The 23,295-nt window shown below is 66.1% G+C and carries 1 protein-coding gene (only partly in view); it reads left to right on the top strand.

All 23,295 nt of this window come from inside a single coding sequence — locus AB0H00_RS14330, glycerophosphodiester phosphodiesterase family protein, on the top strand. Of the gene's 123,276 coding nucleotides, 36,988 precede the window and 62,993 follow it; the stretch shown corresponds to coding positions 36,989–60,283 (codon 12,330, partial, through codon 20,095, partial); the first codon wholly inside the window starts at position 3. Both the start codon and the stop codon lie outside the window.

Genomic DNA, 23,295 nt, shown 5'->3' with positions numbered 1-23,295 from the left:
CGGTCATCGAAGCATCGAAGAACGGGAAGGTCCCGTGGCTGTGGGGGCGCGACGAGCACGGTGTGCCGTGGCCGTTCCGGGCGAACTGGGTGGTCAGCACGCCGATGATCGACGGTGACGGGCACTACTTCGGCATCGCGTTCCCGAGTCAGGACAAGGACGAGAAGCTGGCCCACAAGTGGGCTGGAATGGATGTCCGTGAAGACCATCTCGTCTATACACCGATCAACCCGAGCAGCGACTTCGACCCTACGTCCCGACCGTCGACGGGCACGCCGGTGCGTGCGCCCTGGACCGGACAACCCATGAAGATCGTCAGCGCTCATGGCGGGGACCGAGGATTCGACATCGAGGTGGTGACCCCGTTCGGGTTCCGCAAGAAGCTCATGGTCGGAGGCCGGGAGCTGGGCTTGCTGACGGCCATCGACCACGAATTCTCCTCGGCCATGGCCGCCGATCCTTCGCAGCTGATGCTGTGGGGTTGCAAGTCGGAGCTCGAAGCGGATGCTTTCGTCGCTGTCATGCAGACGGTCGGCGGCACCGGCGATGTGTGGACCGCCAAACACTCGGTGAGCCCACGCCTAACCGGAAGATTGCACGGCGTTTCTACCGCCGGCATCGCTACCTACCTCACCCGCAAAGCCGACGGCACCATCGATCCGTCGTGGGTCGTGCGTCGGAGATCGGGAGATTCGCACGCTCGTTCGGCGGTCGAGGATCATGACGGTGTCGGCGCATATCAATCGCAAGCGGTGTCTGCCAATGCTCGCTTCAACGGCGAGTCGGACACCGCGTCGGCAGCGTCCACGTTGTCGGCCATCCTCTCCGACGACCTTGCCGAGGTTGGCAAGTCGACCATCGACGATGCGGTCTCGGGCGATGGGGTGAATCCCTCGCTGACGAAGGCAGTGTCCGAGGACGGGCGCGCCCTGGTCGAGATCGGAACCCTGGAATCGGCATGGGTGACGTTGGAAGCCAGCGCATCCGACAATCGGTTGCGCGTCCGGTGGACGGTGGCGCCGTTCCGGGCCGCGCTGGAGGGCGTGCAGCGACAGCTGCGGCTGTGGGCGCTGGCCGATGGTCGCGGGGTGTGGTCGCCGGGCGACATCGATGCGATGTCGGCGCTGCTGGATGAGCTGATGGGCGGCCGGTCGACCGGATCCGACTTCACGGTGTCGATGGAGGTATCCGGACCGGCGGACGCGCGGGTCGCCGTCTTCGAGGTTGTCGAAAATCGGAATCGTGACGAAGATACGCCGTGGTCGGGACGGCTGGAATTCTCGGCAGCGAATCCGGATCATGTGGTTCGCGAGTACCGGTGGAACGGTGGCAGACTGGACGACCGGGTGCCGGTCGCCGTCGAGAGTCTGGCCGGTGGGTGGCAGGGCAACCCCGCCCTGCTCAGCGTGGCGCAACGGCATGCCGAGGGGCTGTATCGCGACTACCGCGACGTGGTGGTGCGGATCAGCGGGAAACCCGGCTCACGGGTACTGACGGTCGGCCGGGCGGACGGTTCGGACCGGGCCGCATACACCGAAGCGCCGCGGCCGCCGGGCTCGCAGTCCGGTCCGCTGCGGGACGACTTCGCCGCCATGGGGGATTCGGTGTTCGACGAGCACTTTGCCTCGTCCGGGAAGAACCCCCGCCGGGGAGAGTCTGCCAACCCGGATACCACTGACGCTGCGCCCGAAACCCCCGTCAGTCCACCCGACGCCGCCGATGCCGAACTCGACGACGCCCTCGCGCGAATCGTCGCGGCTGCCGACGAGCGACCGGCCGAATCTGCGGCGGCGCGTGCTCTCGCCACGAAATTCCTTACCGCACTGAATGTTTCGGAGCGCACCGCCGCGGGAAGCGATGGGGGCCGGGGGCGCGGGTTGACCGCGCTGACCGACCCGCTTTCGGTTCTCGCGCGCCCGGGTTCCGAGGCGCCGATCGGTGGCACTGACGAGGATGCTGATATTCGCGCTGTGGCCGACCGCCTGCGTGCCGCGATCACCACGGCGGACCGGGAATACGAGGAGCAGTCGCGGGCGCATCGGCATCTCGACACGAGATTCAGGACCGGTCAATTCCTGGCGTTGCAGGATCTGGTTCATGACTTGCGTCGGCGGGTGGGCGACTTCCGTTCGCTGACGGGTGGTGACGCACAAGCACGTCTGGCCATGCTGGAATGGATGGGTTCCCTCGTCGACGAGGCCGGTGCGCACGGGGTCGCGCTTGCGGCGCTTGCCGACGCGGTGGCGGCGGCGGGGTCGGATGCGCCGGACGCGCTGGCGGGGTGGCACCACGACATCGATTCGACGAATCTGACCGAGCAGGTTATCGCCCACCGAGCTTCCAGGCTGCGGGTGGTCCAGGCCGCGGTGGACCGGAATCTGCTCGAGGATCGGCTTGCCGGTTTGGCGGTCTTGGCCTACTACGCCGACGCGCGGATGGTGACCGGCCGAGTCGCCCACGAACCTGGTCAGCGGGTCATTGTCGTCGGCGCACCGGGCGAATCCGAGGCGGATCTGAGCCAGGCGCTCATCGCGGCGGTGGAATCGGATCCGGAGTTGGCCGCGGCTGTCGCTGACGGTCATGCGGTCGAGTTCCAGTGGGTATCCAGGTCGTCGCTGGTGCGTTCGGACCGCGGTGCCACGGTCGACATCGATGACGGGATCGTGACTGCGCACGGCTCGAACGGCGTGTACCGAAGCAGTGATCCGTCCGAATCACACGATGCGCAGGACCGCGAGGCACGCTACTTCCGGGCGTTGTTCAACGATCGCAGTGGCAACCCGGCGAACCACGGATCGGATCGGATCGGTTCCGGCACCGGGCGGTTCGGTGCGCAACGATCCGATGGGGGAGACGCGGATTCCGGCCGGAACGCCGGCTCCGACGACCTGGCGGCGGCGATCACGGCGCACCGCAGAGCGGTCGACTACCGAACTATTCTGGACGGCAAGCGGATCGCCCTCTTCGGCGATGACGGCCGGAACGACCTGGCGATTCGGGTCCACCTGGTCGAGCATGTCCGGGCGCTGCGTGCGGCCGGTGTCACCCACTTCGCGATCGCGGCACCGCACCATCCGGCGTTCGACCGGTTGAATGCGGGCGACGATGTCGATCTGACCGGGATCGACATGGGGCCTGCGGTTCTGGGTGTGATATCGACAGTGTTCGGCACGGATCCGGGTTACCTCAGCTTCGGCCATGTCGATCGTCCCCGGCCGGACCGCCTTATCCGGGAAATGGCGGCCCACGGGATCAAGATCGTCGGACTCGACAGCGGCCAAGCCGACACTCGCGAAGCGCAGACGGCGCATCGGATCGACCGAATCCAGGCGTTGACCGACGGCGACGCCGACGCCAAAGTCGTCTGCCTGGTTCCCGGCATCCAGAGCCTGGCTCAGAGCTTGGGGGACACCGATGTCGTCTCCGTGGCTTTCACGGGCGGTGACAATCAGGACAGACGGTTCACTCTGCTGCACGCTACCGCCGAGGCAGGTTGTGCGCGTGAGGATTTCGTCCTGGACCTGCGCATTCCGACGGTTGCGGCAGCCGGGATGTACGGGGGTGCGGTCGACTTCGTCGTGCACCTTCGGGAGCTGGGGCCACGAGCCGGTGGACCCCGATGGGTGTCGAATGCCGAATTCGCCGAGGCCCTGGGTGACGAGGCCGAAGGCAACCGTCGCCGCCGAATGATGGTGCCGCCTGCCGTGCGAATGCCGCAGGTGCGGGTCGGTGTGGACGACGGCGTCGAGACGGTCCGCGCGCGTTTGCGGGAATTGCCGGAGATCGACGCCGCCGTAGTGGAATCCATCGTGGATCTGCTGTGGCTGGGCGAACCGGGCCGGTCCGGCACCGTACGGGCGGAGATCGACCGACCGACGGATGTCGGCACTGCCGCCCAGCGCGCGGGAACCCTGCGGGTCACGATCTCCGACGACGCGTCGACCACTGTGGTGGTCGAGGTGGCCGACACCCTCTTCGGGCCGAAGTGGACCGCGACGTGGACAATGTCGCAACACGCGCCAGCCGGCGCCGCGGCGTCCGCGAAGTGGATGGGCGGCTTGCTGCCGGACAATCCCGCTGTCCCGCTTGCGTCGGACCGCCTGACGGAGCTGTTCACCGAGGGGACGACCGGTACCGGTGACCTGACTGTCACAGTGACGTTGCCGAACACCGAGAGTGAGCCGCTCGAGGTGACCAAGCGTCACGGTGGCCAGTCCTCGCAGGTCGAGTACTACCGGATCACCCCCGACCCGGCCGCGCAGCCCGCCGCGATCCGCCGCGATCGGATCGAAACACGTGTTTCCGACATCCACTCCGCCGCCGATGTCGCCCGGCGCTGGGCGGACATGGTGGAAGGCAACCACTTCGGCCACGTCTCGCTCGCGAAGACGTTGCTGAGCAATGCGCTGCGCCCCGGCGATCGGGTCACGGCGGACGCCGACAGTGTCACCGGCGCCGAGAATCTGCCAGGCAAGCCGAAGGTCACCGTGCTCGACGGCAACACCGGCAAAGTCTGCTTCACGATGGACATCGTCGGAGGCTGGGAGGAGACCGGGATACGGTTGGCGCTGACCCGGATGCCGGGCGACTGGATCGGTGGCTACCTCGCCGCCGACGAGGTGCGCGCACTCGCCGAAGGCCGCGTGGGCCCGGAGGACACCGCCGCAGCGGCAGTGCACGCCGCGAGTCTGCTGGAAGCAGGGGCGGTACTGCTCGAACTGACCCCCGACAACGATGGCTGGGTCTTGACGGTCAGCCGACCCGATGGGACGGATCGCGTGGTGTATCCGCGATCCGCCACAGATGCTGGAGACCCCGTCCGGGAGTTGCCTGCTGCCGTAGGCGATTCGTCCGGTGATGTCGCCGTTGCGAGCGGCTCGCCCGACGGTTCGGCCGATTCCGATGGTCGCACCGGGCTGCCCATCGCCGCGATCGGTGCCGATGCGGATGATGCTTCAAGCCGGAACCACGGCGCGCCCGCCAACATGCCTTCCGACGCCACGCTCAGAGGTGCTCGGCCCGACGAGCTGGGATTGGGCGAGTCATTCGGAGCTGCGTTCGGCTTTGCGGATCACGGGAGCGTTCTGGACTGGCTGACAGGTCTGGACGCCTTCGGGGGGCAATCGACCGCAGCAGGCGAGCCCCATCCTGAGCGAATTCCGGACACCGGACCGGAGGACACGGTCGGATTGGACCTGGATGAGCTGCGGCGTCTTGTTTCCCGGGTCGAGTTCGAGGAAGCCCTGCTGCGGGGCTTCGTGACTATGGCGGAGCAGGTGTGGACTCCACCGGCACAGCGGATGTACGACCGCATCGCAGCCGTCTATCAGCAGTGTGCGCTCGCCTGCCGCTCCGAAGCACAGGGTATCGCCGCGTTTGTGCACGGGTTCAGTGACGATGATTTGGAACCGGAACAGATAGCGGCAACTCTCGAGGCTTTGGCGGATTCCGACCTGGATGCTGCCGAAAAGCTGCGGTGGTGGCGGTTGGCGAAGGTATTGGGACCCGAACTGATCGCAGTCGACGCTCACCTCGCTGCCGTTGGAGATTGGGTTGCCGCCGATCACGCGATGCGGCGAGGCGGCCGGGAGGCTCTCCGGTGGGAATACGAAGATGTAGTAGACCAACGCGACAAGGCATTCGCGCGTGCCATTTCGCTGGTTCAGGACATGGCACTGCCGATGAAGCTTGCGGATCTGGTGTCGTCGTCTACCACGGCCGTCAGCCAGATGCTGGGCAAGAAGCAATTGTGGTCCGATGACGGCAAGCCGCAACAGTTCATCCGCGCGGTAATGGAACTCAAAGTTCTCGACACGCGGGCCAGGATTATGGGGACCCGGCTCGGCGAATCGAGCACTGCCGGAACCGAGTCCGTGGTTCCGCTGAGCCCGTCTGGACGGCCCGAGATCATGAGCCCACGCGACGGGGTATGGTTGCGCGCCCATGCCGATCAGGAGGCCCGGGCACAGTTTGCCGAGCTGCGGGACCTCGACACGGTTGTCGGCGGATTGGCCTTCTTCCGCATTGCCGGCGAGCAATTGCCGGCGCTGGACGAAGCGGATGCCTTCACCGCGCTGGTGACGTCCGCAGCCAGCGCACAGGTTCTCGCGGTGGATCACGACAGAGGCGAACTGGCGGTCGTGTTCGGCAATATGGACACCGCTGATGAGCTGGTGTGGTTGGTCGATCACGCGACCACGCTTCCGGCGTTGGCCGACCAGCAGTTCGCGCCCGTCCGTGCCCGCTTCGAGCAGGCGGAGGATCCGGATCGGACCGCAGTAGTCGTCACCGTGCGACTGGGAGGCAGTAAGCCGTGGGTCGCGCCCGACCCGCTGGTTTCGATCGCGACACTGCTGGTGAATCAGCGGTGGGCGGAAGATATTCCGACGATCAGGTACATCGGACACGGTGACGATGCCTCGGTCGTCTGGCAGACCGCGGTGCTGCACGGTCTGGGGTTGGGTCAGGAAGGGGAATGGGTCGGCATCGATGGGCGCCGGTCGATCGTCGTGTTCGAACAGGCGCCGAGCCTTGCGCCGGCGGCATCCGAGAACCGTTCTGGTGCAACGGATGTCGATGGTGCCGAAAATCACTCGGAGACTCGCGACGGCGGTGATGGTGCCGACAACAGTGCTGGGTCGTGGTGGAATCCCTCGTTGCTCGGCGGAGTGGTCGGCGGAGCGGTCACTGGATTCGGTGGATCGATCAGTGGTTTGGATATCTCGGCCTACGGAGCCACAGGTGGGTTGATCGGTCGATTCACCGGCGGATCGGCTGGCAGCAACACCGGTCGATTCCTCGGTGCGGTAACAGGTTTGTCGGGTGCGGGATTCCCGTCGCATCTGGCGAAGGCCGCCGTCGAGCGCACCGATGATGGGCCGGAGTCGAATGAGCCCCCGCCCACGGACGGAAGCGGACAGCACACAGGTGAGAATCATGACTCCGTGCGGCTGCACCGAGCCAGTGACGCACTCGACGAACTGGTGCGCAGTGACAACGGGATCGATCACCACGCGGTGCGGGCGACCGTGGCGGGCCTCGCGGGCCCCTTCGACATCAGCGATTCCGACAGTGAGCAGGCAGTTGAGCGGCTGGCCGATTCGTTCATCGCGTTCTTGACCCATCTGCGGTCGCTGCCGCCGATCGCCGATCCGCAGTTCGGTCCGGCGATCGGTGACCTGGCCGCCAGGCTCGAGACGCTGGTCGATGTCTTGCCGGACCCGGAGCCGGTCGCGCGGCTCGTCTATGCCTATGTCGTGCACATGGCGATCAACCCGGTCGCGGAGCAGCCGCTGCGTGAGTTGCCGTATCCATTCACCGCGGAGCGGCGTGAGAACGGTTCGCTCGAGTGCGCGGTGCGGATGGTGCGGATGATGTTCGGCGGGCACACCGAGCTGCCCGACGGTCCGTTGGGTGTGCAACAGTTCGAGCAGATCGCAAGGGACGCCGAATTCGAACGTCGGTCCGATCTGACGTCGGTGCTCGATGTCGCTCTGGAACTGGTTGATCGGCCCGGTGTTCCCGCTCTGATCTCGATTCGTCGTCCCGATCTGGAGACCGAGCCCGGTGCGGTGAGCGCGCATGTGGTGGGACTGGTTAATCTCGGTACTCGCCGTAAACCACAACTGGTGTGGTTCGACCCCGAAGACTTGTCGCGCACTGATTTCGAGGCGTTGCAGCGCGGCGAACTGATTTCCGTGGGCGAGTATCTCAACCAATACCGCGTGGGCCATGGAGACTTCGCCGACACAGTGGTCGACGTCATGCTCCTCCGGGAGGCGTCGTCTGCGGGCACTTCGAACGTCGAGCCGGACGATGGCGCGGACGACTCGCGGAATTATCTGCTCGGTGGGTTCGCCTTCGGTGAGTTCGACCCGCTCGATGATCCGAACGACCCCGGCGCTACACCGGGCCCGGTGTCGGGTCGGTGGCCCGCCACCGATGATGGTCCCCTCGCTGCCGAAATCACCCGGGGTGTGCGGGAATTCAAGGCGCTGCGGGCCGAATTCCCGAACCTGGCCGATCCGGCATCCGGCGCACTCGATGCGGAATCACTGCTACGGCAGGCCGCGCGGGTGCGGGAATGGTGGACCGCGCTCGGACCGGTGAAGCAGCGCTGGCTCATGTGGTCGTTGAACCCGCAGGTCCTGAACTTCCTGCACAACCATCCCGGCGTCCCGGACGAGGCACGTAATGCGGCGAGCCGTATACAGATACAGCTCGGTGGGCCCTTCGCCGGACTGCTGGCGGGGTTGACCAACCGGGCCGACCACCTGGCCCAGGCGATCCAGCCCGGCACACCGACGCAGGTGTCGTTCAGCGAGAAGGAAGCCCACGTCCGGTTCGACGGAATCCGGACGCTGCGGGGTCCGGCTTCGGCTCGATTCACCTTCGGTGACGAGGACGCGGCGCAGATCCGTGCCGTGCACGTCGTGCGCACCTGGCAAGAACTGGAAGCGACGCTGCCCCTGGTCGCCGAGCACTATCGGCTGCTGCGGGCGCAAGCCGACGGCGCGCCGGTATCGGTGACGCTGCAATTCGACCACCGGGCCGGGCTCGGGGAGCTGGGACAGAACCTGGCCTTGCGCGCCGGTGCGTGGTCGGTCGGGGCGACCGCGGACGAGCCGATGCCGCGGGTGAATCATCTGATCCTGCATGGTGACAACGCGACCGATGCCGACAGCGCGAAATCGGAGCTGGGAAGCCTGGTCGGAATAGTGACGGGGTTGCCGTCGCTCGGCGCTATCGGATCGGCACAACTCGCGGCGACCACACTGCTCGACGAACCAGGGACACGGGCCGAAGAGACGGTACGGCAGGCGGTTGCCGATCTCGACGATATCCAGGTTGCCGTCCGTGGCGTTTCCGGTGACATGGCACTGGTCTCGATCGATCCGCCGGACCGGGACGCCGACACCATCCTGGTGCTCGCGGCGGACGGATCGGCGACATCGCGGGCCGATGTGGACGCCGCGCTGGCCCGCGCGTTCGAGTTGTGGCGCAGTGCGACAGAGGAATACGGCGGCACGGTGTCGATCGTGGTGGCTTTCGGCTACCAGGGCGACGTTGATACCAACATGGTGGGCGCGCCCCTGCACCGGTTGGTCGACCAGATCGCGGATACCCCTGCGCCGTCGTGGTCCCGGGTCGAGGCGCCACGGATAATCCTGGCATCGCTGGGCTCGACGTCATGGGCGGCCGGAGACGCCGCGGTCGGTCGCAAACTGACCGGGGTCATCGACGCGCTGGTACACATCGACCCGTACCTGACTCCGGCCATGGGCTCGGACGAGCACCACGACATTCCAGTGATCGTCGTCGGCAAACCATCGAATCCCGGTATGGGAACCGATGATTCGATCCGTCTCGCACCCGGCGAACTGGCCGCTCTGCTTGCCCGCCCGGTCGACGCCGCCGATGTGCTCGACCGACTGCTGGGGTCATCGCCCGACTCGACCGACACGACCGTGTTCACCGCCGAGGTTGTCACCCGCTGGTACGCCCTCACCACACTGGAGCGTGATGCCGTCGCTCGCGCGTATCCCGCGGTGATCGGTAACCTGCCGTTGCCGGCCGCAGTTCGCCACGATGCCAACATGCGTGCGCTGCGCCTCGAAATCGCTGGCTTGGCGGGCCGGTCCGGCGCTGCGGGGCGGCGTCGCGGCGACCTGGTCAGCTTGCTCGCGATCGTCGAGGCACACGGGCCGGGCACCTACCTGTGGAACTATCACCCCGATCGCGGTGACGCCGTAGCGCTGGCGTCCGGGAACCCCAACGAACTCGACACCGTGACATCGGAGCAGGTCGGCAATCTGCACACCCGCCCAGACGCCGGCACCATCGCCTACTACCGCTACGGCGACGAGGATCTGCTGGCCGCCGACCGTGCGCTCACCGCCGCCGGGCGCGGTTTGTTCTGCGCCTCGAGGACGCTCGCAGTTGCTGTCGGCCTCGACGAAACGTGGTCGGCGGGATTGTCCGGCGCGACCTTGTCCGCCGGCATGCGCGGAACCTACGACGGCCAGCCCTACGAGAAGACCTCCGACGTCGCCGAATGGGTCGCCAGCACGCCCAACAGCTTGGCGCTGATCGTCGTCCATGCCGAGGGCGCGACGACCGGCCATGCCATGCTGTTCGTCGAGATCGGCGGTAAGGCGATGGTCATCGACCGTCTCACCGAAGCCGACATCGAATTGCTGCGCGCCCGCCAGACCATCGATCTGGCCCCGTATCTCGTCGGCGAGCACGCCCGCCCCTACGACGCCGCCAACGACCCGTACAACATTCCCGGCACAAAGGTCGTCGTCCACACCATCCGCGCTGTCGACGGCGACACCGGCCACCCGGCCGCGAACGATCGCGGTGTGGGCAAACCACCGGCGGTCGACATTCTGATCCAAGGTGCGCTCGATGGTGAATCGCGTGAGTCAGACGACGGCGACTCGGAGCCTTCTCGCCTGGATCGTCTGCGGCACGCGCGGGACAGTGTTGCGGACCATATCGCCGAGGTCGATGAGAAGGCTCGCTTCCTGCGCGAAAGGATCGGGGAGGCACGCGCGAGGTTGGCGTTGTTCGACGCGATCGCTCGTGCAGCGAGTCAGCTGAAGTCAGCGCGTACAGACAGCCCGGAGGTATGGGGCGAGTGGGACGAGGTGCAGCGGAAGATCGATGGCGAGAAAGCGCGGCTGCTGCGCTACGAGAGGGAACTGGAGTCTCACGAGGCGTTATTGCAGCCCGCGCGCGAGTTTCGCGACGAGTTGGTCACGGAGGTTGATGAGGCCGAAAAGTCTCTTGCTCTGGCTCAATTGACGCTGAGTATGGTCGAAAGTCTTGTGGCGCGCCGTGATGCCCTGTCGGACGCGATCTATCGACTGGCCCGTCGGAGGGCCGCTTCGCTCGACGAAAGCGAGCGTATTCCACGAGGACTTGTGTGGATGACACATCGCGGCCTGCCGCCTGGTCTGGCTGCCGCGCTGGGGCGTGACCTCAGGGAATCCCCGGAACCGCTGGAAATCGCCGAATTGCGCGGTCTGCTGGCCGAGTACCTGGCGTCGGACAACACACTCGACCTCGTCGTTGATCTGATGACCCAGGCCATGATCGACAACTCGAAGTCGACCGGAGCTGCACTATTGCCTCCCGCTGAACGTCGAGAGATCGAGATTCGGTACCTGTGGGACGGAACCGATCAAGCGGCCGCCCAGCAGGCGATCGCGGCGGGAGCCGATGTGGTGGTCCTGCCCGCGACCAAGACGTCGGACGATGTTTGGATAGTCGGAGGTCCCGACTCCGCCTCGATGACCTTTGCCGAAGCCAGCGCGCAAGGCATACCGACGTTGATGGCGGCGGTGCGGATGGTCTCCCGCGGCGGTGCGACACCGATGGTGTCCTGCCTGACCGAGGACCGCGAGTATGACCTCATCGGTTTCCTCGCGCATGAGCGTATCGGCTCCTATCGATTGGAAGTCGGCAGCCGTTGGGCGTTCGACGAATTCGAGAAGAGCATTTCGAAGATGCCGAATGTCGATCTGGTTCTGCGCAATACCGTGGATCGCACCCGCAGTTCCGCGTTCGACGATCCGGAAGCTCGCCGCAGAGTCATGGTCGTACCGGATCAGTACGCCGATGCCGACGGAAAGCCGGTCTTTCACCGGACGTCGAACGGTGGCGGGACACTTGTCGTCGACGCCACGGAGGTGGATGACCGGTTCATGGCCTACGCGGCCCTCGGCAAGGTCGAAGTCGTTGCGACACTGTCCGCTTCGGAGATCGAGGCAGCACTGTCCCGCCTCACCGGGCACGGCGTGTCCACCTTCATCACCAGCGATGCCGAAGCCGTCGGCAGCGCGGCGCGGTACCGGGACGGCGAGCCGAGCGAGAGCGACGTCGTACGCCATTGGGAGATACCGGACCCGCTACGAGATCGAGCGGACGGAATACGCACCGCCGTATTGACCGCGATCGACGGTGGTTTCGGTACGGGCATGCGGGTGCCGCCCCCGGCCGGGCAGCGCGAGCGCTCGCGGCAGGATGCCGAGCAGGTGTTCGGTGGGTTGTTCCACCCGGATGGCTTCGACTCGTACTCCGATCTGCACGAGTGGCTGCGCCGCCAGGGGCCCAAGGCCTTTGCCGTGGTGTTCAAGCAGGACTCGCTGGTGATCATGCGCAGGATCGGACGCTATGTCGTGGTCTACGAGACCGATGACATCACTCGATTCGGCCGTGCGGTCGAATTCCGCAGCTGGGAGCGGCACAGGCAGCGGGGCGCGGTCGAAGCGATCTGCTTCCACGAACCCGGCGTTCCCGAGATCCGCCGCCCGCGCGGACGACTCGAGCGTCTGGGCGATACCACACGGACCATTGGTGCTACACCCGCACCGCGGACCTACACCTTCGCGGCACCATCCAGCGACGCTGGTGTAGCCCAACTGAGTACAGACCTGCGGGATGCGATAACCGACTCAGGATTCGGACTTCGAGACCGGCTCCCGGTAGCCGAACTGGTCGATCAGATCGTGGCGGGTGCTCTGGGTTCGGGCCGCTCCGCGCAGCAGATCTGGCTGACCGTCGAGTCCGACGGGTGGCGCGTGGAGTTCGCCGACAACGGCGGCAGGCCGTGGTATCGGGCCGATGTCGTGGAAGGTGGCGGCGCAGGCTGGCTTCGGGTCGCGATCCGCGATCTGCCGAACCCGCGGATGTTGGATGCCGTTCGATCCACGCTGGGCTGGACCACGCAGGTATTCGGCGAGTACGCCACGGATCTCAACCTGTTCGCGGCCGAACAAAGCATCAACGACCTGCGCGACGGTGCCGACATGGCGATGCAAGTCGAGGTGCACCTCGACTCAGACAGAACGACCTACCGCCATGTTGGCTCGATAGCCGCAAACGAACTCTTCGCGCGCCCGGACGAGGGCTCTGAGCAGAGTGTGGAGTCCAAAAACGCTCCCGCCCGTATTGTTTACGATCGGCGGCACGACGGGCGTCGCCCCGGCAAGGGATGGCCCGGAATTCCGAGGCGGGGGCCTGGTAGGCCCGCCGACCCGGATCGCTTCGGGGATTGGCGGTCCACCCCGGAGTCCGGCGCCGAGGTATCGACTGGTTCGTTCGATGGGGCGACTGGCCCGGACGTCGAACCCGATGTGCCCGATAGCGCCCCTGCGCTGGGTAACCCGAACACGGCTGAGCGTCCTGCAGACCCGGACGTGAACCGCGGCGAGAACGACTCCGAGCCGCCCATCGCGGAACGGTTCGCGGGGCTGCGGGCCAATACCTATCAGGAGCAGCTGTCGGGCGATGTCAAGGCCCTGACCTTCGCGGACGGCTCGAAAGTCGTGGAGAAACGGTATTTCCTGCGGAAGGAGGCCGACGCCGAGGAATTGGCCGGAATGGTCGGATCGGCGTTCGGCGCGCCGGTGCCGAAGGGACTGCGCATCGGCGACACGATGTACTTCGAGTATGTCGAAGGGGTGACGGCCCGCATCGCGTTGCAGGATTTGACCGAAGCGGAACTCGCGGAAATTCTGCACTCTCGATCGGGAAGGTTGCTGGGACTGCTGGATGTGCTCGTCGACAACGGCGACCAGAACAGCGGCAACTGGTTGGTCGATCCCCTCACCAGAATCGATCTCGACCACAGCTTCGCCAAACACCGCAAGATCGGCCTGTTCGAGCGCAGTTACACCCTGGAATCGGGCGTCTTCGTCGACAACAACGGGCTGACCGCAGCCGACATCGCCTTCCTCGCGACCCGGCTGGAGGCGCTGAAGCCGGAGTTCGAACGCCGCGACCGACTGCCCTGGTTCAACCAGATGATGGCCCAGCTCGACCGGCTGCGCGCCGGCGCCACCGGCACGGAGAACTTGCTGTCGCATGTGGACGACGAGTCCGCTCCCGGCGAACCCACGATGGCGAGCGAATTCCTGGACGTGGTCGCCGAATACCGGCGACAGCTCACCGCCCCGGCAGTGAGCCAGAACGAGGCCGGCGAAGTGGAGGTCGCAGGCAAATCCGAGCCCGGCCTGGCGGTGGCATTGTGCCAGGCCCTGGCGTCGCAGCCGCCGGCCGGAAACGCCGCGCGCGACGCGGTGCGGACCGGTGAGTCGATCACCGGTCGGCTGCGGGACGGCACGGTCGTTGCGATGACGGTGGAGATGGACGGCGATGACGTGCGGGTGCGCGCCGGAGCGAACTGGTATGACCGGGACGGGATTCCGGTGTCCGAACCCGTGCGGGCGCTGCCCCGGGGCCAGCGGTGGTGGCGGTTGCTGCTGAAGGCGGTGCTGCCCACGATCGAAGCGAAGGCAGCGACACCAGAGACCAGCGATCCGGAACCTTCCAGTGCCGAGCCGAAGACGTTGGACGCCATTCCGGAGGGTGCCGATCCGGCGGCGGAGGCCGAGCTGAGGGCTGGGGCCGCTGTGGTGGGGGCCGATCCGGACCTGCTGCACGGCGGTGCGCCGGTTCCAGTCGATTCGCAGCGCAGCAAGGCCGGCGATGCGAACCTGGAGTCCGGGCCTTCCGCCGCCCCCGGCCCCGGAAGGTCCGGTTCGCAGCCAACTGGAGACACGGCGTCCGACGTCTACGACCGCTGGGTGGCCGCGTTGGCCGCGCGCGGCGTCGACGTCGGCGCCAGGCTCGCCGACGCCGCGATTGTCTGGAACTACCTCTGCGATGTCCCGGAGGCGCGGTTCGACCCCGAAATCCACTACGACGCCGCCATTCTGTTCGCCGGTGAGGACGACGGGAATGCGGAACGGGCGGGCGAATTCCTGTCCGACAACGACATGCTGCTGGTGTCGACCGGTGGTTTCGGGGAGGCAGCCCGGAATGCCGCCAAGGTGGTGACCTACGACGGGGTGCGCCCGGATCGGGTGATCCTGGAAACGGAAGCCAACAACACGCAGTCCAATGTCGAGAAATCCATGGCGAAGCTCGCCGAGGTGATGCCCGACAAGCCGGTGCGGAACCTGATCGTTTTCACCACCCAGCAGCACGCGCGGCGGGTGTACAACACGATTCGCCAGAAGGCTCCTCACGTCGAACATATCGCGGTGATCACCCAGGATGTCCCGGTCGAGACCTACCTGCGTAACGGTATGCGGATTCGGCCGGCCTCCGACGCCGACGCGCGGTTCCCCCATCCCGCCGACGCCCTGGCCAAGATCATTCGTGAGATCACCTGTCTGCGGGTGTACCCCGGCCGCGGCTACATCGCCGAACAGCAGATTCCGGCCGATGTGCTGGCAGCGTTCGAGCGGCTGGCCGCGCTGTTCCCCACGCCGAGCGGCGAATTGCACGGTGAGTGGGCGGTGGACACCCAGGATGACTTCGATGCCATGTTGGGGACTTTGCGGCGGTGGACCGATATCCCGTTGACCGCCGCCGATAACACACCAGAGCTTTTGCGGCTCGACCACATTCGCGGTGCAGCGGGCCGCGCGGCCCGCTGGCACAGCCCGCGACTGCCCGACCACACTGTGTCGGCCACGGTTGACATGTCCGACGTCGCGCGGGGCGGTCCGTTCGTCATAGAGGCCACCGAAACCCCGCGATCCGGTGACGCGTCCGCCACCACCATGCGGATGGAATTCCACCAAGGCGACCCGCTGCGGGAGACCCATAAGTGGACGGGCACCGACCTCGCCGATCGGCTGGGCGCGCTCGCCGACGTGCAGGTGCTGAAGCGATGCGAACGGCTGCTTCCGCTGTTGCTGGGATCGGTGGCGGCCGACGAGTTGGTCGTGGAGGTGTATGGTCCGGTCGACACCGCCGAGGTGCGACTCGAGGAGGTCGCCGATTCCGATGGCCGCCGCCGTCGGCTCGCGGTCACGGTCCGTGCCGGCGACACCGATGCCGAGCAGTCGGCCGATTCATCACGTCGGCCCGAGCGTTATGTCGTGTCAACCGACGAACCGAATATGGTGGCGGCGCTGTGCGCGGACGTCGCCACCCGCCACGCCGCTCGGGGCGACGTCGAGGTCACGGTCACCCTCGACCCGAAATCGGGAACCCTCACCGTGGACGTCAGTGACGGTACCGACGCCGACCAGGAATTCGAGCGCGCGCTCGGCGAGATGTCGACATCGGCGACCACGGATCCGGCTGAGGGTGCCCGACCCGCCCTGCCCGATCATCCGCAGGGCTGGGCGGAATTGCCCGCCTTCGGCCACCACCGGCTCGCCGGGATGCGCGCATTGGCCGAGGCCAACGCCCAGTTCATTTCCGAGCGAGCGGGATTCGTCACGACGGGCACGACGCAGGAGCTGGTCGTGCTCGTCGGTCCCGGCGACGATGAGCCCGCCCGGTACGCAGCGGCTTGGGAGGCCGTAGCGCAGCCTGGTGTGGCGCCACAATACGACACGGGACCGGTCCAATTCTGGCAAGTCGACGCCGACGGCTCGATCACCCAGCTGGGGTCAGCGCCCTTGGTCGGCGGAGATCTGATGCGTTGCATTGGGGCTCGTCCGATGTCGGATCGGGTGGGTCGGCTTCACGATGGCGCGGACACGCGGGTGGTCGTGCTGGAACCCGATGTGACGGAAGGGGGTTCGCCGCAGGTCGATGATGCCGAGCGAATTCGCGTCGTGCTGGAGGCACTGACCAGTAGACAGTCGGCCGATATGGAGGAAGCCTTGCTCCGCAGAGTGCGCAGCAGGGGCGCCAGGCTGCCGAGCGCCGGTGAGACGTGGGGGATCCCGGTCGAGTACCGCCGGGTCGGCGTGGATGACAGTTCGGTGGTGCAGACCGGTGAGTTGCTGGTCGACGGTCAGACCGTACTGATCCGAATTGGCGGGGATTGGTACGACCGGGACGGTGTCCGGGTGGACCGGGATGTTGTTGCGAATGTCAAGGATTCACTGCGCCGAATGGCTGCGGGCCCGCGCACGAATGGCCTGTTCTCGCTCAGGGGCTCGATGGGCGACGGAGGGTCCGGCGATGGCCGGCGTGCGGAAGAGCCGACCAGCCTGGGCGAGGACGGCCGTCAGAGATTACTCGATGGGCTGCGGGAGGACCACGGTCTGGACCGGTCGAACGCCTCTGAACTCCTGGCGCAGGCGGATGTCGAACAGGTCGATGAGGCGCTGACCAGGCTCACCGACGACCAGCGTCGGGCATTGCTCATGCGATTCGGTCCCCGCCCGGCGAGGGTCGCGGCCGCAGCCTTCCAGATGGGATTCGGACGCAACGAAGAGCGGTATCGTGAATTCGAGCAGCGCGCAATCGACGCCCTCGCCGATGAGGTGAGAGCGGCAGCTGATCCGGATACCTCGCTCCGACCCGGGACTCCGGTGCGCGGACCGGGCATTTCGGATGCGGAGTCTGCCCCCTCGGAGCCCTTCAGTGACGGGCTTGTCGATAGCGCTACCGACGATGAGGCTTCCCCGCACGAGGAGTATCCGTCGGAAGTTCGCACCGCGCCTGTCGGCACGCCGGGAGGTCCCGGCAGCGGGCCAGACCTTGGGGGCGAATCGTGGAACGCGGCGCGAGAGCGGGAACTGCGTGAGCGAGTCGAGCAGCTGGTAGGTGACGGTGACGATGTCAGCCTGACGCTGACCGGTCCGCTCGTCGGTGGTACGCCCGAGCTGCCGGGTTCCGATCCCGCGGATCTGCGCCCACGGAAATTGTTGCTGTGGCTGGGTGATGCGGGGTCGGTTGGGGGCACCGGTTCGGAACCGCGGCCGGTGCGGCGGGCGCTCCATGTACTGCCTCCGAATGCCTCGTGGGCCGATATCGAGTCCGCGATCGCCGCTGCGGTCGCGCATCAGCGTGAGTTGCGTCGGCTCGCACCTGATGATCCGACGGTGGTGGGGTTGCGGTTCGAGATCGACGGGCCGTACCGGCCCGGCGATCCGAGTTTCCTGGCGCGTCATGGGCGTTCACTGCGCGATGAGCTCACTTTCATGCAGATGGTGTCGGGAGTTCCGGTCGGGGCGGGGGACGGACATCCCGAGCCCGTGATCGATCACCTGGTGATGCACGGTGACGGTTCGTTGATCGTGCCGGAGTTTGGCAAGGATGCGCGTCGCGAACTGGCACAACTGATCCAGCGCGTCACCTATGTCGAATCGCCTACTGCCGGGCCCGCGGTGCGGAACGCGGTCAAGCTCGACATCGGCGTGTTCGTCGCAGGAGCTCCGCTGTCTGGGGCGACACGTCGGACGATGCCGTCGTCTCCGGGCTTGGAAAGGACGATGCCGTCGGATCCGGATTTCGGAGCGATGGCCGTACCGAATGATGCTGTGTCACTGGCGAAGACGACGCTCGGTCGCAATGATCCCGACCACGGGGAGCTGGATCGAATCAGCTTCCTCATCCTCGATGCGGTCCAGAAGCAGGCTCCCATTTGGTACCGAAACGACCTCTTCAATCCGGCATTGCAAGCCCTCACGTCGGTCGATCGTGAATCGGTGAACTCGATCATCGAGTCGGTCCGAACACTCGCCGAGGCGTGGACGGCATTGCCGGAGAACATGAAGCAGGCCCTGTGGCAGCGTCAGGCGCAGGAGGGGCTCTTGGAGCCGGGGCAGCTGGTGACGATGCTGACGCAGGTCGGCCACACGGTGGCGGCGCTCTGCGGCATCGATTGGTCCGACCGGTACCGTGACATCCGCCGGATGTTCTCGTTGGATACAGACGAACTCGGCATACACGGTCTGGACTTCCTGCGGCCGGAGAGTGCGGACGGCCTTGCGTATCTGCATAAGTGGGCGTCTCAGCCGGATCGCCCCGATATGCATATCTTGTCGCTTCCGCTGGCCGAGGGCAGCGATGGTGTAGTCATCGGACTCGGTGACCTCGCCGCGGCCGACGAGGTGGTTGTGGTCGTCGGCGAGGCGTCCGCCGCGATGGGCGGTGGCCTTGGCGCGGTGGCGCGTGCCGCTACCGCGCATTACAACTCGGTGATCGCCGTTGATCCACACCGCCGCGTCGCAATGGTGATGGCGGTGGACCTCACCCCGGACGCGGTGACGGCGCTGGCCGCCGCGGTCGCTGCCGAAGCCCGCTATCGTGCCGCCGACGGACCAGCGCCAGAGATCCGTGTCCGTGGCGTGGGATCCGGCGGTGCTGTCACCGCCGAGCTCGCTGCCGACAGCGGCCTGCTCGACGGACTGGTGGACGATTTCGCAGTCCTCGACGCCCACGACGAGCCGCCTGCAGAACTGCGCGACCTCATCGACCGCCGTGTTCGCGTTCCTGCCGACGCCATATACGACGTCGACGACCCGGACACCGCGGCCGCGACGTGGGAGGCATGGAGTCGGCTCGAGCAAGCCAAGGATCTGCACTGCCTCACGACCGATCCGTTCACAGCGTCTGTTGCCGCATGGGATGAGCAAGACGAACGGACTCACACCGCCGCCGCACAGGACATATCGCGGATCATGGCGTGGGACGGTGTGCCCGCAAACTGGCGGGACCAGGCATTGCGAGCGTGGCTCGACAGCGAGATTGCCGGACTGCGGTATTACCTCGAGTTTCCGTTTGGCGCGGATGACGATGTCGCGCAGCGCCTTGCCGATCTCGAGGCCATTCTGCGAGCGTTGCGAGTCGCCGAGGAACGCTCGGGGCAACGCGTGTACCTGCTCCACATCGACGATCCGGTGTTGAGCACCCACCGGGCGAGAACCGACGACAGGGCCATCCGGCACGTCGCGATCTCGATAGGCAATCCCACCACGAAACGCGCCCGCTCGACCAAGGTGTGGGGCATGCAGTGGCGGATGGCGCCCGTCGTAGCCGCCTACGGCGCCGACCTGCACGCGGATTCGGCAGACAACGAAAGCGGGAGTGGGGCAACGATTCTGCACCTTGTGTCCGATCCGGTGCCGATCGCATTGCAATCGGCGGAGCGGGTGACGACCGAGCTGGCCCACGCCCAGACAGCCCGGACAGGCGGTAACCAGGTCGACATCGGCCCCGAGCTGGAATACGACACCGTTGTGGCCCACTTCGCCGCCGGTATGGACGCGGAGGCCGGGGGCGAGCCCGCCCGGCGCCCGATACGGGGCCCACATGCTTACGATCCGCGGCACGATCAGCGGCCCCCGAGGTCGGGTCGCCAGATTCCGAGGCGGGGGCCGCGTGGACTGGATCATGGTGGCGATCGCTTCGGGGGATGGAGGTCGGACTCGGAGCCGGATCGGTCCGGGCCGCGCGAGGAGACCGGCTCACCGTCCGGCGATGAACCGCTGTATGCGGTGTCGGTCGAGAAAGACGACGGCGAATCATCGACTGCCACACAGCGGTTGAAGCGTATTGCGACTTTGAAGAAGCAGGCCCGCGTAAAGCCCAGATTGTTAAATGATTATCGCAGCGGTGTATTCGCCTTCGCCGATCGTTCGATGGTGGTGCGCGTGGTTTGCGACAGTATCGATAGTGCCGACGCGATTGAACTCGCAGCACTCCTGGGCCGGACGATCGGGGCGTCGGTGCCGCGTGTGGTGCGAGGTGGTTCCCTCGTCGTCTATATCGAGTCGGGGGAGAGGTATTCCGGACTGCTGCGTGAATTACTGGTGCCCGGGTATCTGCAGCCGCGCGAATCCGATCGCCCCGTTTACGCGCCTTCCGAATTGTTGCGTCGGCTGGTCGCTGCGTTGATGGGGGATGCGGAGGCGTTCAGGGAAGACGGTGTACTCAGCAAGTTCGAGCACTACTACGCCAGACCGAACGAGTCCAGGCGTGCCCTCGCGAAAAGGCTGAAGTCGTCGTTGCAGCCCGCCTTCGTCCGGCGGGGCCGCGCCATGTGGCTTGACCGGATAATAAAGGAGTTTACCCAGATCCGTGACCATGCGACCGGGAACGAGGAGCCCTCACCGCTGAATCGAAGCCGGACAGCTGCGGACGAATTCTTCGATCTAGTAGGCGAATTCCGGGACGAGGCCGATTCCCGCGCTGCGGGCGATACGTCGACCGCCCACCCCGTCATCGAGCCGCTCGATGACGAGGATCGAGTTGTTCAGGCACGCCGAATCGACATACCCGCTGGGTTCAAGGGATGGGCGAGTGTGGAGGAAGCCCGGGCCTGGTTCCGCGCCGGTCTCGGCAGCCTGCTTCCGGGCCGGGTCGACGACAGCCGCGTCGACGACGCTGCCGATCTGGTCGCGGAACTGCTGGACCGTTTGTACAGATCGGATCTGCTGACGCCGCACCCGGGCACCATCGAAGTATGGCTCCACGAAGTCCACGGAGTGCCGACCGTGCGGGTTGTCACCACCATCCATCACTTCGGTGAGCGGTTCGACCCGGCGATCGGTGAGTTGCTGCGTCGCCGCGCCTACCGTGCCGATGTCGACGGTGCCGAGCGGGTGTGGTTCGACTATCAACTGTCGGAACCTGCCGCGCCGGCCGCGACCTTTGTCCGCGGCCCCGACGTCCCCACCGAGATTCGCGCGATCATCGAGGACTGGTACCACACCGGCAAGCCTCCCTTGCTCATGGGGACTGATCCGGTGCCCATGGGGATTGCTCCGGCCACGCTCGGGGGTCCCTACCACTTCGAGCCCGGCCAGGTCGTCAGCCGTCCCACGATGGACGCCGACGGGCAGATCAACGGGGTGGATTTCGTCTTCGACGAAAGTACCGAGGAATACGAGCAGTGGGCCGCGGAGCGCATACGGCAGGACCGCATCGCATACCTGCCCATCTACCCGGAGGATTGGCTGTCTCGGTTCAACAGGTGGGGGGCCCGATCGGATCCGTCCTATGGTGTTCCGCTGCGGGCACCGTTGGCCGGTCGGCGGTTCTTCTATGCCAGGGCCGAGATGATGGCGGGCCGGTTCGTGATAACCGTCGAGTACGCGCCGGGCCGAACGCGGGAGTTGCTGGTCGACGGGTGGACATACGGATTGCTGCTCGCAGCGAACGATCACTTTCGCGCCGCCGTCGATGCCGATCCAACAATGGCACTGATGTTCTTGTCCGGTAATTCGGCTCGGGGGTCAGCGGCCCGGAGGGCCGTCGCCGTGCTGCATGCTGCTGGATTAGTTGTCGACGCGATCGCACCGAGGTCCAGCGTCCGTACGCTGCTGCAAGACTCGTCGCTGCATTTGAGTCTTGTCGCCGACATCGCTACCAAGGTCGAACTCAATGCCGACGGCTCGATCCGGCACCCCTGGACGGTGTTCGAGGCTCGGCCGACATCGCGACGGAACGTGCCCGACGATCTGGGTGTGCAGGTGGATACCGGTGACGCCGGTACCCGGGTGATCGTGCTCGACCCCCTTGGTGCGGATCCGGGTTCGGTGGACGCCGCCGAACTGGTACGGACCATGGTGGCGGCGTTGCGGGAGAGATTGCCGGGCAAGCAGTCGGGGCTGGGCAGCGTGCAGGATGCACTGCTGCGCAAGGTGCACAACGCGCGGATGACCGGTGCCAACACTCAGGTGCCCGGTGTGCCGATAGAGTTCCGTGCGGCCGGTGCGGATTCCGGCGCGGCGGTTCGGATCGGTGAGCTGTTGACCGACGGCGGTACGGTGCTGGTCAGAATCGACGACACCTGGTACAAGGGCGATGGCGCGCAGATAGACGACGAGTCCGCGGTCCGGGAGGTTCGGCATTCGCTGGCGCGCATTGCCGGTGGGCCAGACCGGCGCAACTCGTATTCGATCATGGGGAGGTTGGGCAACGGCTGGTTCGGTCGGGACCCCGCGAAGGACTCGGACAATCTTTCGGATGCCGACGAGAAAACCGGTCGACCCGGTGCTGACTCCCCGGTCCCCGAGGGTCGGGGGGCGAGCACTGAGCCGACCGGTTCGGGGGTGCCTACGCCGACCTATCATCCCAGCGACGTGGACTCGCCGCGAACGGATGCTGCCTCGGATACGTCCCACAGTGACGTGTCTGCGGATAGTGATGGCAGTGCGATCCGGAATTCGGGTTTCTGGAACACGATGCGCTTCGGTTGGCGGCGGCGCGCTGCGGGCGACGACTCGATCGAAGACGGCGCTGGGCTGCGACTGCGGGAAGCCTATCCGGATGTACAGTTCACCGGGTTCGGGTCGCACGCCGTTTCGGAGGGTCTGGCGGAGGAGACCGAGCGCATCGTTGCGGACATGCTGAGCAAATACAGACGTTATTTGAATTTGGCAGAGATCCGTTTCGACAAGCGAATACCCGATAAGAAACTGATCGAACAACAGCTGCGGGACGATGAGTCGTTGCGACAGCGATTGCGTGACGCGAATGTGCGCGAAGAGGACCTGCTGGACGCAGCAGAACCATCGGTTGTCTGCGCGCTCGAATCCCAAGGGTGGACACCTCGGCAACGTGATGTGATCCGGATCAGCCCGCGGA

Origin of the sequence: Nocardia sp. NPDC023852 (assembly GCF_040639505.1) — a bacterium.
GTDB lineage: Bacteria > Actinomycetota > Actinomycetes > Mycobacteriales > Mycobacteriaceae > Nocardia.
Note: the sequence above shows the minus strand (reverse complement) of the source record. Positions and strands in the feature narration are given on the sequence as shown.